Here is a 15,438-nt window from a genome sequence, read left to right as displayed (position 1 = left end):
ACCGCGCATAATCAAGAGATGTGCGGAGGCTGACTGCACCCTGGAGGCGAACCCTTCCCGCGACGACTTCCGAGCCTCTGCTGACGTGCCCCAAATTTGCCGATTGGCGCAGAACCAGCACACAGGCATTGGTCGTTGGCCGCACCGGCCGTCAACCCGATGGCCGCATCAAGGTCGAGTTTCGGCTTTGGGACGTCTCCAGCGGCAAGCAACTTACGGGCTGGCGGTATATCGGCAGTCCCGGCGATGTCAGCGGCGTCGGCCATTTGATTTCCGGCGAAATCTACCAGAGCATCACGAACGAGAAACATACATTTGAGCAGAGCTTTGCAGGATGCGCATTTGGTTTTCTTTATTTGCAGGCATCATCATTTTGGTCGGTGCATCTCTGCGATCTGGCGCAGAACAACTTCAAGCGCTCACTCCATGCACAATCAGGCTTCCTTTCCGCGGCTACACGCCGCGGAAAAAAGATCGCCGGACGATCAGACGGCCGCTCTCCTGTTAAGAAGTTCAGCTGAGGTCATGAAGGATTCCGGCCATGGACAAGATCAGCGCGATCAACGTCCAGACCAGGGGGCTATTCAGAAACGGCGACACCTGAGCCTCCGAATTCGGCGGGAAAATCCTTCAGTTTCGGCAGGCCGTCCCTGATCGGCAACACCGTCTCGGAATAATTGACGTGCACGCCCGGCGCGAACTTCAGCGTCGGCAATGTGGCTGCGTAGACGTCGACGAGCCCAAGCGGCGGATGGTCGCACATGAGATGCCCCCCGCAGCCCTTGCAGTATTGCCGATGGCTGAGCTCCGATTGTGCGTAGGTGGCGACGAATTCGGCGCCCTTGGTCACCCGCACGTTCTGCGGCTTCCACAATGTGAATGCGTTCACTGGGGCGGCCGACCAGGAGCGGCACGACGAGCAATGGCAATATCCCATGGCTTCCGGTGCTCCCTCCGCTTCGATTTCAACCGCGCCGCAAAAGCATTTGCCGCTGTAAATCGTCATGATGTCGATCTCCTTGATCTGATCTGTTGAACGTCTGAAGCTTCGGACCTATTTCGCGAATCTTGCCTGGATTTCAGCGAGGCCAGCTTCATAGACGCCGAGCAATGCTTCGCTCGCGGCCTTCTCCTGCCCTGGCTCGGGCGTATAGGAGCCATTCCAGGTAATGGTGGAAGCGCCATTGGCTTTCGAGGTCACCTTGATCGTTGCGGTGTAGTTCGAGACGGGCAGCGGGCTCGTCAGGAACTTGTAGGAGTAGCTGTACTCGGCCTCATTCCGGGCGACTTGCGTCTCGACGAAAGCGGCTTTTCCGTCCTTCGTGACGAGAATGCGCGTTGATGGCGCCTTGCCGTCCTCGATGCACTGACCCACCGGGGGCAGCCAATCCTTGATCGCGCAGAACGGCCCGATCAGCGACCAGACGTCCCGGGCAGCCGCCTTCACGTCAACGCTGCGGCTGATCGTGGCCACAGCGGCGGATGCTGTGCCCGAGTGGAGCAACACCGTGCCGAACATCGCAACGCTCGCCATGGAGAGCCTGGGCCTGCAGAAAATCCTTGTCATCGTAATTACCCTGTCATTGTGAATTGATGCCATGAGGCTCTCGGCCGGCGCGTCGCGACGGTCCTTCAAGCCCGGTGGAGCGGTCCAAATCCGCATGCTGAGAGGTAGCAAGGGCCCTCTGCATGCCACTAGTTCACGAACTGAATCGATGCCGGTACAGATTTTGAACTGGAAGCCCCTGCGAATTCCGCAGTACGTTCGCAAATGGTCCACCAGGAGAGAGAACATGGCTGCTGGCAGCTACAAGCAGTTCTGTCCCGTCGCGATGGCCGCCGAGGTTCTGTGTACACGCTGGACTGTGGTGCTGCTGCGGGAGCTGATGGCCGGCTCGACGCGCTTCAATGATCTGCGACGTGGTGTTCCCCGGATGTCGCCCGCGCTGCTATCGCAGCGGCTCAAGGATCTCGAGTCGGCGGGGATTGTCGCGCGGGAAGCATTGGCTTCGGAGCCTGGCCTCTATGAATATCGGCTGACCCCGGCGGGACGTGAACTCACTCCCATCGTCGAAGGATTTGGAATCTGGGGCCAACGCCGGATCAAGGCCGACCTGTCGCTCCAGCACCTCGACGTTCAACTGCTGATGTGGGATATGCGGCGAAATCTGAATCCGACGCCGATGCCCAGGCGGCGAAACATCATCCAGTTCGTCTATCCCGAGCTTTCAGCGACCCAACGACACTGGTGGCTGATCGTCGATCCCGAGGAAGGCGTCGACCTGTGCTCGGTCGATCCCGGATTTGACGTCGACCTCTATGTTTCCGTCGATCTGCGCAGCATGACTGCTATCTGGATGGGGCTCGACACCGTCCGTGCGGCCGTGGACAGTCGCCGAATGATTCTGACCGGCGATCGGCAAATCGCATCCTCGATGCAAACTTGGCTTGGTCTCAGCCCGTTCGCCAAGGAGAGAAAACTGGCGAGTTGAATGCCGACCATTCGCTCGGGTCTAGCCGCGTACCAGCGAGACCAGCCAGCGGCGCCCGAACAGAACGAGGATCGCGAGCGCGTAGACGATCGTGCCGCCGACGGCGAGCAGGACCAGCGTCACTTCATCGTGAAAGCGCATCGCGCCCAGCGCAGATCCGGTGAATCGCGCGATCAGCCAGAAGGCGGCCGCAAGGATGATTCCGGTCAGCAGGAATCTGCCGAGCGACATCAGCCACGCCCGATCCAGCACGAGAAAACCGCGCCGCACGGCGAAGAACAGCACCAGCAAGAGATTGGTCCAGACGCCGACGGCGGTCGCGAGCGCCAGGCCGATCTGAGCCAGCGATCCCATCAGGGCGACCTTCAGTGCGACGTTGACGGCGATGCCGGTCAGCGAAGCGCGCACCGGCGTCGCCGTATCCTTGCGGGCGTAGAAGGTCGCGACCGCGCTGCGGATCAGCACGAAGGGGATCAGGCCGATCGCATACGCAGCGAGCGTGCCGCCCGCTGCAATCGCGTCAGATTTGGAGAACGCGCCGCGGGCGAACAGCGCACGCATGATCTCGTCGGGCACGGTGAGGAACGCCGCGACGAACGGGATCGAGAACAGCAGCGTGAAATCGAAGGCGCGGCGCTGCGCCTTCATCGCGCCGTCATGGTCGTTGGCCGTGATGCGTTTTGACATTTCCGGCAGTAGCACCGTGCCGATGGCGATGCCAATGACGCCGATCGGCAATTGATTGAGACGGTCGGCGTAGTACAGCGCCGACAGCGCGCCTGCCGGCAGGAAGGTCCCGATGATGGTGTCGGCGAACAGCGCGATCTGCGTCCCCATCGAGCCCAATGTGGCCGGCCCGAGCGCCTTGAAGAAGCTGCGGACGTCTTCGTCGAGCCTCAGCGGCGCGAAGCGCGGCAGACCGCCATGGCGAGCGAGATCGCCGGCGAGCAGGAAATATTGCAGGAAGCCCGAGATGAGGACGCCCCAGGCCGCAGCATGGCCGGCGGTCGGAAACCAGACGGCGACCGCAAGCGTCATCATCATCGCGACGTTGAGGAAGATCGACGCGGCGGCGGCACTGGCAAAGCGCTGCATCACGTTCAGCATACCGCCATAGAGCGTCACCAGCGTGATCAGCAGCAGATAGGGAAAGGTGATCCGGGTTAGTTCGATCGCGAGCTTGCGCTGCTCGGCGTCCTCCGAAAAGCCCGGCGCCAGAATGCTCATGGCCTGAGGCATGAACAGCCAGGCGACGATCAGCAGCACAACTTGAGAGGCCAGCAGCAGCGTGAAGATGCGGTCGGCGAAAAGGTGTGCCGCCGCCTCCCCCTTCTCGCCATGGACATGTGCATAAGCCGGCACCCAGGCAGCGTTGAAGGCACCCTCGGCGAAGATTGCGCGGAAATGATTGGGCAGTCGCAGCGCCACGAAAAAGGCGTCGGCCACAGGGCCGGCGCCAAGGATCGCCGCGAGCATGATGTCGCGGGCAAACCCCGTCAGCCGCGAGAGCAGCGTATAACCCCCAACCGTGAAGATGCGTCCGAGCATGCGGACTGTTCTAGAGCATGGCGCGATTAGGTCTAGATGCAAACCGCAATGGAAGTGCGCCCCCTCCCCTGCTTGCGGGGGAGGGTTGGGGAGAGGGTGTCTCGACAACGAAGACTCCCCCAGAGGAGAGAACCCTCACCCGCGCCTTCGGCGCGACCTCTCCCGCAAGCGAGAGAGGTGAAGCAAAAAAATCACCCCGCGAGCGCGCCGCAGACGGCAGCGATGATTCGCTCCTGATCGGCTTCGGTCAAATAAGCGTGCATCGGCAGGCTGATGACGTCTTGCGACAGGCTCTCGCAGGCAGGCAGGCCGCCCTCGGCGACCGGATATTGCTTGTAGGCGGACTGCTGATGCATCGACTTGCCGTAATAGACCGCGGTCGGCACGCCCTGTGCCTTCAGCGCGGCGGCGAAGCCGTCGCGGTCGGTGCCTTCAGGCAGGCGGATGGTGTACTGCGCCCAGACCGAGGTATTGCCCGGCGCCAGACGCGGCACGGTGACCACATTGGAGAGGCCGCGCGCGTAGCGCTCGGCGACCTTGTTGCGAGCGGCGATCTCGTCGTCAAAGATCTTCAGCTTCTCGATCAGGATCGCGGCCTGCATGGTGTCGAGCCGGCCGGTGAGGCCGAGGCGGATATTGTCGTATTTGTCGACGCCCTGCCCATGCACGCGGATGCTGCGCAGCGTCGCCGCGAGCTCGTCGTCATCGGTCAGAATCGCGCCGCCGTCGCCGAAGCAGCCGAGTGGCTTTGCCGGAAAGAAACTGGTCGTGGTGGCGAGCCCGAAGGTGCCGAGCTTGCGACCCTTGTAGCTTGCGCCAAAACCTTGCGCGGCGTCATCGATGATGAAGAGGCCTTCGGACGCGGCGATCTCGGCGATGGCATCGTGGTCGGCCGGCTGTCCGAACAGATCGACCGGAATCACCGCCACAGGTTTCAAGCCGGCCTTGCGCGCGGCCGCAATGCCGCGCTTGAGCGATTCCGGATCCATGTTGAAGGTCGTCTCATCGACGTCGACATAAACAGGCGTCGCGCCGGTCCGTGCCGCCGGCGAGGCGGTCGCAATGAAGGTGAAGGACGGACACAGCACGGCATCGCCGGGCCCGACGCGCTTTGCCATCAGCACCATCAGCAGCGCATCGGTGCCGTTGGAGCACGCCACCACGTGCTTGGCGCCGCAATAAGCCGCAAGCTGCTTCTCGAGCTCGAAGACCTCGGGACCGTTGACGAATTGGCAATGGTCCATCACGCGCTTGACCGCCGCATCGAGCGAGGCGCCGAGCCGCACGCGCTGCGAGGCGACGTCGATGAAGGGAATCGGTTCGGAACGAAGATGCTGGTTCATGGCCTGGTTCTTGGCGCCTTCTTGCCTGGTCGACATGGAGGGATTTAGCCGGCGACGCGGCGCGGGCCCTTGCGGGCGGGCGACGTCGCTGCGGGCCGCGATGGCGTCTCGAGGCACTGCGTCGCGATCTCGAGGCTGGCGACGCCTTCGTCGCCGGTGACCGCAGGGGTCTCGCCGTTGCGAACGGCCTTGAGGAAGGCGATCAGCTCGGCTCGCAGCGGCTCGTCATGGCCGACAGGCAGATGCCGCATCGAATAGCTGCCGTCAGGCTTGAAGCCGAAGCATTCGGTGACCTGGCGCGTCAGAAGATCGCCCATCACGTATTTGCCGCGGGTCGCGACCGTGACGCTGCGCGCCTTGAACGGCGTCAGCCAGTTGGTGTTGATGTGGGCAAGCACGCCATTGGCGGTGCGGAACTGGAGCAGCGCGATGTCCTCGCGCTCGGCGACCGCGCTCGACAGCTGCGGCTGCACCTCGACGATGTCGGATTCGGTGAACCAGCGGATCAGATCGATGTCGTGTACGGCAAGGTCGATGACGACGCCGACATTGGACATGCGCGGAGGGAATGGGCCGACGCGGGTGATCGCGATGGAGAGAATGTCCTCGCCCGCGATCGCCTGCTTGACCGCGGCAACGGCCGGATTGAAGCGCTCGACATGGCCGACCATCAGCGTGACGCCGGCCTTTTGCGCGGCGGCGACGATCTCGCGACCCTCTTCCACCGTGGAGGCGATCGGCTTCTCGACCAGCACGTGGATATTCCTGGCGATGCAGGCCAGCGCGACTTCGTGATGCAGATGCGTCGGCGCCGCGATGGTGACGGCATCGACGCCCTCGGCGAGGAGCTGGTCGAGCGTCTCGAAGCTGTTGCAATTGGCGAGCTCCGTCGCGCGCGCCCGATGCGCGGGTGAAGGATCGACCACGCCGACCAGGGTGACGCCGGGCAGACCGGCGAGCACTCGCGCATGGTTGCTGCCCATCACACCGGCGCCGATGACACCGACGCGCAGGCCGGCCTTTGCCGGCTGTGATCCCATGGAACTCATCTGAGCAAACCCCGATTCAGCGCAAATCCCCGGGCTGCTTCTAGCACGGGCGCCACAGATGTGGCGAATGCCGGGCAAATTGGCCGGACACGATTTGATTCAAAAAGTTACACGTTCTCCGGGCCTTAGCCGCCGAAAGCGGGCTTTTGGGGCCCGGATCGCGTGATTCGGAGTTCGCTGGTTACGACCTTTGATAGTCGTCTTCAATCCGGATGATGTCGTCTTCCCCGAGATAGGACCCGGTCTGGACCTCGATCAGTTCCAGCATGATTTTACCGGGGTTCTCCATCCGGTGCACCGCGCCCATCGGGATGTAGATGGACTCGTTCTCATGCACCGTCTTCACCGTCTCGTTGACGGTGACGCGGGCGGCACCGCGGACCACGATCCAGTGCTCGGCGCGATGGTGATGCTTCTGCAGCGACAGCCGTCCGCCCGGCTTCACCACGATGCGCTTGACCTGGTGGCGCTCGCCATTGTCGACCGACTGATAGCTGCCCCAGGGGCGGTGCACCTTGAGATGCTCCTCGGTGACCTTGGGCGCGACCGCCTTCAGCTTGGTGATCAGGCGCTTCAGCCCGTTGGCGTCCTGCTGGCGCGAGACCAGCACGGCATCCGCGGTCGCGACCACGACGAGATCGTCGACGCCTTCGAGCGCCACCAGCGCATGATCGGTCGTGACGTTGCAGTTGCGCGAATCCTCGAACACGGCGGTGCCGTGCGCCGCATTGCCTTGCGCATCCTTGTCGGACAATTCCCACACCGCGCGCCAGGAGCCGACATCGGACCAGCCGCACGACACCGGCACCACGGCCGCGCGCGAGGTCTTTTCCATCACGGCATAGTCGATCGAGATCGCCTTGGCCGCACCAAAGGCCTGCGGCTCCAGCGTCACGAAGCCGAGATCGCGACCGGCATTGTTCACCGCGGCGGACACCGCATCCACGCTCGCCGCATCGAGCTTGCGATATTCGTCGAGCAAGAGGCTTGCGGGAAACATGAAGTTGCCGCTGTTCCAGAGATAGCCGGAATTGACGTAATCCGAAGCCTTCACCGCATCCGGCTTCTCGACGAAGCGCGCGACCGCATGCACCTCGCCTGAGATCACCTCACCCGGGCTGATATAGCCGTATTCTGTCGCCGGCCGCTCCGGCTTGACGCCGAAGGTGACGATGCGTCCCGTGCTCGCAGCGCTGAGGCCCTCGCGGCATGCCGCGATGAAGGCGGCATTGTCCCGCACCACATGGTCGGCGGCGAGCGCCAGCACGATCGCTTCACTGGTGCGGTTTTGCGCGAATGCCGCGCCGGCGGCGATCGCAGGACCGGAGTCGCGGCGCATCGGCTCGAGGATCACGTCGGCCTCGATGCCGATCTCGGCGAGCTGCTCCAGCACCATGAAGCGGTACGCCGCATTGGTGATGACAACAGGCCGGTCGAACAGCGACGCATCGGAGACCCGCAGCAGCGTGTCCTGGAAGGTCGAGCGCGGGCCGAACAGCGGCAGGAACTGTTTTGGCCGCACCTCGCGCGAAGCCGGCCACAGCCGCGTGCCGGCACCACCGCACATGATCAGGGGGATAATGCGTTTGTCCATCGTCGTTTCAAACCTTGTAGTGGTCGCGATACCAGGTGACAAAATTGTGGACCCCGTGCTCGATCGGCGTTGACGGTGCAAAGCCGGTGTCGCGCATCAAATCCTCGACATCCGCGAACGTTTCCACCACATCTCCCGGCTGCATCGGCAGCAATTCTTTGATCGCCGTCCGGCCCAGCTCCCGCTCCAGAAGCCCGACGACATGCATCAGCTCTTCGGGGCGGTGATTTCCGACATTGTAGGTTCGAGAGGGCGCATTTGCGGCAGCCGGATTGTCCGCAGGCACAAGATCGATCAGTTTGGACACGACACGGGTCACGTCGTCGATATAGGTGAAGTCGCGGCGCATCCCGCCATGGTTGAAGAGCCGGATCGGCTTGCCGGCCAGGATGGCGTTTACGAACAGAAACATGGCCATATCAGGCCGTCCCCACGGGCCGTAGATGGTAAAAAACCGCAAGGCCGTGACCGGCAGCCGGTACAGATGGCTGTAGGACTGCGCCATCACCTCGTTCGCCTTCTTGGTGGCGGCGTAAAAGCTCACGGGATGATCGGTCCGGTCCTGCACGGAAAACGGCAGTTTCGTGTTCGCGCCGTAAACGGAGGATGACGAGGCGTAGACGAGATGACGACAGCCATTGTTCCGACAGCCCTCCAGCACGTTGAGAAAGCCCTGGAGGTTGGAATCGACGTAACTGTGAGGCTGGTCGATCGAGTAGCGGACGCCGGCCTGGGCCGCCAGATGCACAACTTTGGCAAATCGATGTCGCGCAAACAACGCCGCCATCGCCTCGCGATCGGCAAGATCGACCTGCACGAAGGAAAAGCCGGCCTCGCTCCGCAGCAGCGCCAGCCTCGCCTGCTTCAGCGCCGGATCGTAATAGGTGTTGAGATTATCCAATCCGACGACAGGCCTGCCCTCGGCCAGGAGCTGCCGGGCGAGGTGAAAGCCGATGAAGCCCGCGGCTCCCGTGACCAAAATCGCCTGATCCGTCATCCTGTTCCCAAGGTAATCCGCGAAGGCAAATCCGAGGACATGCTTCGCCACACTGGCCATGCCAGTCTCTTTAGACGGCGTCCCAAGGGGGCCGCAATAGCCAGCCATTTTAACAGTAAAGACCCCCCGCAAGGGCTTAAGAGCCATTGCAAGAGAGCCTCAAGAGAGCTTCAAGAGGGCTATTGCAAGATCGGCGCCAAAACCATACCAAAGCGGCCGAATTCGGCGCCTGGCGTCGGGTGACCTCAACCTTCGCCAACCCAGTTCATGCGGACGAGATGCGCCGAATCCTGCTGTCGACGGCCAAAATCCTGATCTCCGCGGCCCTGCTCTATCTGGCATTGCGCAAGGTCGATCTGACCGAGCTGGTCTCGCGCTTCACCGTATCCAGCCTGCTCTGGTTCGGCCTGGCGATTGCGGTGACATTCCTGCAGATCTTCATCGGCGTGTTGCGCTGGCGCGATGTCAGCGCCGCATGCGGCGCGCCGCTCGAGCTCACCCGCGCCATGCGCTACAACGTGATCGGCTCCTTCTTCAACCAGACCCTGCCCTCCGCGATCGGCGGCGACGCGGTCCGGCTGTGGCTGGTCGCGCGCGCCGGCGCCGGATGGCGTGCGGCGACCTATTCGATCTTCGTCGATCGCGCGATTGGCCTGATTGCGCTCGCGATTCTCATCGGCGCGAGCCTGCCCTGGAGCTTCCAGCTCATCACCGATCCGAACGGGCGTTCGGCGCTGCTGCTGATCGATCTTGCGGCCCTCGCCGGCGGCCTCGGCTTCCTGGTCTTCGGCGCGCTGAAATGGCGCTGGCTGAAGACCTGGTGGGCGACCCATCACCTCCACGCCTGTGCCGTGATCGCCAATCGCGTGATCTTCAGCCGCAGGCACGGACTTCCCATCGCCATCCTGTCCTTCGTCATCCACGCGCTCGCCGCCGTCATCGCCTGGTGCGTGGTGCAGTCGATCGCCGCGCCAGTCAGCTTCGGCCAGGTCTTCCTGCTGGTGCCGCCGGTCATGCTAATCACCTTGATGCCGATCTCGATCGCCGGCTGGGGTGTGCGCGAGGCGACCATGGGGCTCGCCTTCGGCTTTGCCGGGCTCGCCGCCAATGAGGGCGTCAACGTCTCGCTGCTGTTCGGCGCGGTCTCGTTCACCGTCGGCGCGGTCGGTGGCCTCGTCTGGATCCTCAGCGCGGAGAAGGCCGCGCAGGGCTCGGCGCCGATCGGAGTGCCGGAGTGAGCCTGGCCGCGATGCCCGCGCTGCTTGCCGTCGCGATCGCCGCGCTGATGTCGGCGCTGATCACCTGGATCAGCCGTCCGCTGCTCCAGCGCTATGCGTTGGCGCGGCCGAACGCGCGCTCCTCGCATCGAATTCCGACCCCGCAAGGCGCGGGCATCGCGGTCATCGCCGCGACGCTGCTGGTCGCATTGCCGTGGGCCGCCTGGGCCAACGTTGCGATCCCGCTGGCGCTCGTCATTGCAACGGTCGTGATCGCAATCGTCGGGTTCGCCGACGACATCGTGTCGCTGCCGGTGCTGGTGCGGCTCGCGCTGCAAGCCGCCTGCGTTGGTGCCGTGGTGTTCACCGCGCCCGAGACTGCGCGTGTCGTGTCGGCGCTGCCGCTCTCGTTGGAGCGCGGGCTCATCCTGCTCGCCGGTGTCTGGTTCGTGAATCTCGTCAATTTCATGGACGGGCTCGACCTGATGACGGTTGCCGAGGTGGTGCCAGTCACCGCCGCGCTACTGTTGCTCGGATTGCTTGGCGATTTGTCCTGGCCGGCGGTGCTGATCGCAACGGCGCTCTGCGGCGCCATGCTCGGCTTTGCACCGTTCAACAAGCCGGTTGCAAGAGTGTTTCTGGGCGATGTCGGCAGCCTGCCGATCGGCCTTCTGCTCGGCTGGTGCCTGCTTGAGCTCGCCTGGAGCGGACAAATCGCGGCGGCGCTGCTGCTGCCGGCCTATTACCTTGCGGATTCCACCATCACGCTGTTCCGGCGCATCGCAAGACGCGAGCAGTTCTGGTCGGCGCACCGCGCGCATTTCTACCAGCGTGCCACCGACAACGGCTTCACCGTCCTCCGGATCATTGGTGAGGTGTTCCTGGTCAATCTCGTGCTCGCGGCGCTCGCCGTCCTCACCGTTCGCTCAGGCTCGGCAATGGTCACGCTGCTGGCGCTGTTGGCGGGCGCGCTCACGGTCACCTTCGAGCTGCGGCGGTTCTCCCGCCCTCAGTCATCCTGAGCTGTCAGCGCCAGCCGCAGGCCCTCGTCGAGCGACACATCCGGCTGCCAGCCGGTCGCAATTGCCTTGGAAATATCGAGTTCGAGGGAGCCGATCAAGCTGTCATGTGTGTCCTGACGGCCGAGCACGACGAGCAGCGAGCTCAACAATTTCGGCGACATTCCGAACAGACGCGGTCTCTTGCCAGACGCCTTGGCCAGACGCTCAATGAATTCCGGCGTCGAGACCTGCTCCTTGTCGGCCACCAGGAACACATCGAAATTGCTTGCCGAGTCGGGATTGCCGAGCCGGCGCAAGATGAAGGACGAGAGATTTTGCACAGCCAAGAAGGCGCGGTGGTTGCGGATCGCCGCAAAGGGCAGCGGCAATCCAAGGTTCACCGCGCGCGTCAGCAGCGCAAAATTGCCTTTGGCACCCGCGCCATAGACCAGGGGCGGCCTGATCACCGAGATCTTCATGTCGCTCTCGCGCGACAGCGTCCTCAGGCCTGCCTCAGCCGCGGCCTTGGACATGCCGTAAAGGCCGCGCGGCGTTAGGATTTCGTCCTCGCTGAACGGAGCCCGGCCCTCGTTGCTGCGGCCATGGACGAGAACTGTGCTGACGAAGATGAATTGGCGCACGCCCGCCTTGGCCGCGGAACGCGCCAGGTGCAGCGTGCCCGCAATGTTGACGTCGCGGTAGAGCTGGACGGCATGCTCCTCGTGCTTGTGATGCACGCGCGCTGCGAGATGGAGGACGGCGTCGACGCCGTCCAGCACCTGTGTCCAATCGGTATCGGGACCGATCGATTTGATCACGATCTCGTCGTCCATGCCGATAGGCCCGCGGACCGCACGACGAACCGACCATCCCTCGCGCATGAGCGCGGGCGCGACGTGACGGCCGACGAAGCCGCTCGCCCCCGTGACCAGCACGATCCGTTTTTGCGCGCTCATTGTTGCTCCGAAAGAACAGGGTTGCGCAACAACTCGTCGATCACACCGGCATAGGCGTTCATCGCAACGCCGCGATCGAATCGCGCTGCGGCCTTCACAGCCCGCGCCGCCATGGCGCCGTCATTCGAGCGCGACGCTACCCGGATCGCGTCTGTGAGCTGATCGGCACGGCCCGGTGTCACGACCCAGCCGAGCCCATTCTCCACCACCGTCAGGGCCGCCTCGGCTTCGGGCTCGGACACCAGCACGACCGGGCGGCCGACCGCCAGCAGATTATAGAAACGGCTCGGCACCGACACCCCGGCCACATCCTTCCGGTACGGGATGATCCAGAGGTCGGCAGCGGCCAGGAATGCCTCGAGCTCGCCATCCGCCACGCGTGCCACGAAGGTGACATTTGATAGGTTGGCATCCCTCTGCAACTGCTTCAGCCGCTCGAAGCCAATGCCCCAGCCCGAGAGGAGGAAACCAATCTCCGGCTCGTCCTTCATCAGGCGCGCCGCCTCGAACACGATCTCCGGATCGTGGGTGAAGCCGAGATTGCCTGATAGGCCGACGATGAAGCGCGCCGCAAGCGCTTTGCGGAACGGATTGTCCGATGTCGCCGGCCGCACCGCCGGCACCAACGTCGCCCAGTTCGGGATGAAGCGGATCTTGTTCCGCGTCATGCCGGAATAGCTGAGCAGCGGCCGCTCGGCGTCGCGGCCGATGGTGATGACGGCATTGAGCGCGCGGAACATCAGGCTGTTGGCCGCGCGCATCACGCCGGCCACGATCGAGCGCGGCTTCAAGAGGCCCGCCATCACCAGCACGTCGGGAAAGAGGTCGTGCATGATCAGCGCCGAGCGCGCGCCCTTCAGCCGCGCCGCCGCCGCGACCGCATAAGGCAGCATGAACGGCGCCGTGACGGTGAGCACGACATCGCCGCGCCGCAAGCACCGGAGCAGTGCGATGAAGATGCGCAGCACGAACAGCAGCTCGGACAGGCCGCGCCGGACCAGCGCCGCCTTTCCCGCGATCTGATTCTTGACCGCAACGACGCGCGGCCTGCCCGGACCGGTCTGGGAGGCCGGCACCGCGCCGAGCGAGCCCGACAGCACCACGACCTCGTGCTCGGCGGCGAGGCGGCAGGCGATCTCGGCCATGATCGCGGCCGTCGTGCTCGGATCCGGCGGATAATGCTGGCTCGCGACGACGATCTTGCCGACCATTTTGTCTCCGGTCTTGTCCTGCGGCTGCATGGTCAGGCCGCGGTCGACCCGAATTCGGGGACGGCATCCTTCAGGATGGTCCTGATCGTCGCGCGATCGTCGCGGGCGATCGCCTGGTCGAGCGCCGCAATCCATTTGCGCAGGGTCTGCATCGGCGGCTCGTTCGGCTGCGCGGCCATGATGCCGGCAACGCCGATCTCGCGGGTCGGCTCTTCGGACGCAAACAGGATCTCGTTCAGGCGTTCGCCCGGCCGCATCCCCGTGAACACGATCTCGATGTCGTAACCGGGCTGCAGGCCGGAGAGACGGATCATGCGCTCGGCGAGATCGACGATCTTCACCGGCTGACCCATATTGAGCACGTAGACCGAGACGTCACGACTTGCCGTGCCGAGCGCGTGCGTGGCAGCCGTAACGACGAGATCGCAGGCCTCGCGGATTGTCATGAAGTAGCGGACCATGTCGGGATGCGTCACCGTCACCGGGCCGCCTGCCTCGATCTGGGCCTTGAACTTAGGCACCACCGAACCGTTCGAGGCCAGTACATTGCCGAACCGGACCGAAATCAGCCGCATCGGCGGCTTGGCGCCGGCGCCACCTGCCGCAAGGTCATGATCGAGCGCCTGGCAGTACATCTCCGCGAAACGCTTGGTGAGGCCCAGCATCGACACCGGCTCGATCGCCTTGTCGGTCGAGATCATCACCATGGCCTCGGCGCCGGCGGCAAGCGCCGCATCGGCGACGTTGATCGAGCCGAAGATGTTGGTCTTGACGCCCTCGCTCCAGTCGCGCTCGAGGATCGGCACGTGCTTGAGGGCAGCCGCGTGGAACACGATGTCGGGCTTGAACTCGGCCATCAGGCGCATGATGCGCTCGCGGTCGCGGATATCGGCGATCCGACCCTGGATCGCAGCCCCGGTGTCGTGCGCGGCGAGCGCCTCGGTGACAGCGTAGAGCGCCGGCTCCGAATTCTCCAGGATCAGGAGGCGCGCGGCGCCGAAGGCGACGACGCGCTCGCAGATCTCCGAGCCGATCGAGCCGCCGCCGCCGGTGACGATCACCGCCTTGCCCCGAATCAGGGCTTCCAGGCGCGCATAGTCGATCTTCTCGCTCGGCCGCAGCAGGAGGTCCTCGACTGCGACGGCGGTGAGCCGCGGCCTGTCGCCGCTCTCGAGCGAGGGCATGCGATTGACCATCACCCCCAATTTGCGCGCCCGCATCAGGATGGATTCCGGATGCGCCTCCGGCTCGAAAGCCGACGGCGTCATGACGAGGCGCGCGATCGGCTTGTTGCGCTTGGCGAAGTCGGCGATGACGTCCTCGACATCATCGATGCCGCCCAGCACCGGAACGTTGCGGATGAACTGGCCGCGATCCGAGCTCGACGGCGACAGCACGCCGACCGGCCAGATCCGCTTGATCGCCCCGCTCTCGATGCCGCGCAACAGGACTTCGGCATCCGCAGCGCGGCCGATCAGCAGCGTCGGCGCGGCATCCCCCGCGCGGGCGTGACGCCGCACCCGCGTGTAGCGGAAGTAGCGGTAAGCCATGCGCAGCGCGCTGAGGAAGGCGATCTCGAGGAACCAGTAGAGGACGATGGTCACCTTGCCGAGGAAGAAGGCGCCGCGAACGTTGGGAGCAACGAAGATGTAGTCGAGCACCAGCAGCGCGACCGTCAGCACGGACGCGACGCGGATGATGTTCAGCGCATCCGGCAGCGAGATGAAGCGCCATTTCGTCGTGGTCAGGTTGAAGACGAAGAACACGACCACGCTGAAGGCGAGGAAGTAGGGCAGGATCTGGAACAGCAGCGGCAGGCGGTCGTAGAAGCCGTCGCCGCCCTCGAAGCGCAGATAGAAGGCTGCGAACAGCGCCGCCGTGGTCGCCAGCAGGTCGTGGAGCGCGATCATGAAATTGCGCAAGGTAAGATGCGAAAGACGCGTCATCCGCCGACCGATGAATATCCCGTTAAGTGCAACCTGCCCGCGCTGATAGCCCATCTGGACAAGAGTTGCCAGCCGCGCGAACGC

At 64.0% G+C, this 15,438-nt stretch carries 14 protein-coding genes; 4 read left to right on the top strand and 10 right to left on the bottom strand.

Translation table 11 applies throughout. The features are described 5' to 3' along the window. Positions 1-20: 20 nt before the first annotated feature. Positions 21-521 (top strand): hypothetical protein, encoded by a 501-nt coding sequence (locus ACNJX9_RS15090; protein WP_439409419.1) that lies wholly within the window; start codon positions 21-23, stop codon positions 519-521. Between the two features lie 59 nt (positions 522-580). Here the strand turns inward: ACNJX9_RS15090 and ACNJX9_RS15085 are convergent, their stop codons facing one another. Continuing rightward, positions 581-1,006 (bottom strand): GFA family protein, encoded by a 426-nt coding sequence (locus ACNJX9_RS15085; protein WP_220003074.1) that lies wholly within the window; start codon positions 1,004-1,006, stop codon positions 581-583. Between the two features lie 48 nt (positions 1,007-1,054). Then, complete coding sequence (locus ACNJX9_RS15080) at positions 1,055-1,567, bottom strand: SRPBCC family protein (protein ID WP_439409418.1); 513 nt, start codon at positions 1,565-1,567, stop codon at positions 1,055-1,057. Positions 1,568-1,793: 226 nt separating this feature from the next. On the opposite strand from ACNJX9_RS15080, the gene ACNJX9_RS15075 reads away from it, so the two are divergent. Then, on the top strand, positions 1,794-2,492 hold the full coding sequence (locus ACNJX9_RS15075; protein ID WP_439409417.1) for a winged helix-turn-helix transcriptional regulator: 699 nt from the start codon (positions 1,794-1,796) through the stop codon (positions 2,490-2,492). Positions 2,493-2,513: 21 nt separating this feature from the next. On the opposite strand, the gene murJ is transcribed toward ACNJX9_RS15075, so the two are convergent. The 5 genes from murJ to ACNJX9_RS15050 form a co-directional block, all read right to left on the bottom strand. After that, entirely contained in the window at positions 2,514-4,040 is a 1,527-nt protein-coding gene (gene murJ / locus ACNJX9_RS15070; RefSeq protein WP_439409416.1) for a murein biosynthesis integral membrane protein MurJ, read from the bottom strand. Between the two features lie 191 nt (positions 4,041-4,231). Next, the gene (locus tag ACNJX9_RS15065) at positions 4,232-5,419 is read right to left on the bottom strand and encodes a DegT/DnrJ/EryC1/StrS family aminotransferase (RefSeq protein ID WP_439409415.1); all 1,188 of its coding nucleotides are present in this window, start codon (positions 5,417-5,419) and stop codon (positions 4,232-4,234) included. Between the two features lie 8 nt (positions 5,420-5,427). Next, a complete protein-coding gene (locus tag ACNJX9_RS15060) occupies positions 5,428-6,432 on the bottom strand; it encodes a Gfo/Idh/MocA family oxidoreductase (RefSeq protein ID WP_439409414.1) in 1,005 nt (334 codons plus the stop codon). 181 nt (positions 6,433-6,613) lie between these two features. Continuing rightward, on the bottom strand, positions 6,614-8,026 hold the full coding sequence (locus ACNJX9_RS15055) for a mannose-1-phosphate guanylyltransferase/mannose-6-phosphate isomerase (RefSeq protein ID WP_439409413.1): 1,413 nt from the start codon (positions 8,024-8,026) through the stop codon (positions 6,614-6,616). 7 nt (positions 8,027-8,033) lie between these two features. Beyond that, positions 8,034-9,023 (bottom strand): SDR family NAD(P)-dependent oxidoreductase, encoded by a 990-nt coding sequence (locus ACNJX9_RS15050; protein WP_439410063.1) that lies wholly within the window; start codon positions 9,021-9,023, stop codon positions 8,034-8,036. A 278-nt stretch (positions 9,024-9,301) separates the two neighbouring features. Between ACNJX9_RS15050 and ACNJX9_RS15045 the strand changes: the two genes are divergently transcribed. Beyond that, complete coding sequence (locus ACNJX9_RS15045) at positions 9,302-10,261, top strand: lysylphosphatidylglycerol synthase transmembrane domain-containing protein (RefSeq protein ID WP_057749774.1); 960 nt, start codon at positions 9,302-9,304, stop codon at positions 10,259-10,261. 11 nt (positions 10,262-10,272) lie between these two features. Continuing rightward, a complete protein-coding gene (locus ACNJX9_RS15040; RefSeq protein WP_439410062.1) occupies positions 10,273-11,262 on the top strand; it encodes an MraY family glycosyltransferase in 990 nt (329 codons plus the stop codon). Here the strand turns inward: ACNJX9_RS15040 and ACNJX9_RS15035 are convergent. The 3 genes from ACNJX9_RS15035 to ACNJX9_RS15025 are packed head-to-tail and all read right to left on the bottom strand — an operon-like array spanning position 11,250 to position 15,354. Next, positions 11,250-12,197 carry an NAD-dependent epimerase/dehydratase family protein gene (locus ACNJX9_RS15035; protein ID WP_439409412.1) on the bottom strand — a complete coding sequence of 316 codons (948 nt, stop codon included), beginning with the start codon at positions 12,195-12,197 and terminating at the stop codon, positions 11,250-11,252. The two genes, ACNJX9_RS15040 and ACNJX9_RS15035, sit on opposite strands and share 13 nt — an antisense overlap. Next, positions 12,194-13,408 (bottom strand): glycosyltransferase family 4 protein, encoded by a 1,215-nt coding sequence (locus ACNJX9_RS15030; protein ID WP_439409411.1) that lies wholly within the window; start codon positions 13,406-13,408, stop codon positions 12,194-12,196. The genes ACNJX9_RS15035 and ACNJX9_RS15030 overlap by 4 nt, the downstream gene beginning before the upstream one ends. A gap of 32 nt (positions 13,409-13,440) precedes the next feature. Beyond that, entirely contained in the window at positions 13,441-15,354 is a 1,914-nt protein-coding gene (locus ACNJX9_RS15025) for an SDR family NAD(P)-dependent oxidoreductase (RefSeq protein ID WP_439409410.1), read from the bottom strand. Between the last annotated feature and the right edge of the window lie 84 nt (positions 15,355-15,438).

The sequence above is a fragment of the Bradyrhizobium sp. BLXBL-03 genome (assembly GCF_051853015.1).
GTDB classification, from domain to species: Bacteria; Pseudomonadota; Alphaproteobacteria; order Rhizobiales; family Xanthobacteraceae; genus Bradyrhizobium; species Bradyrhizobium manausense.
This window is presented reverse-complemented; position numbering and strand designations above follow the sequence as displayed.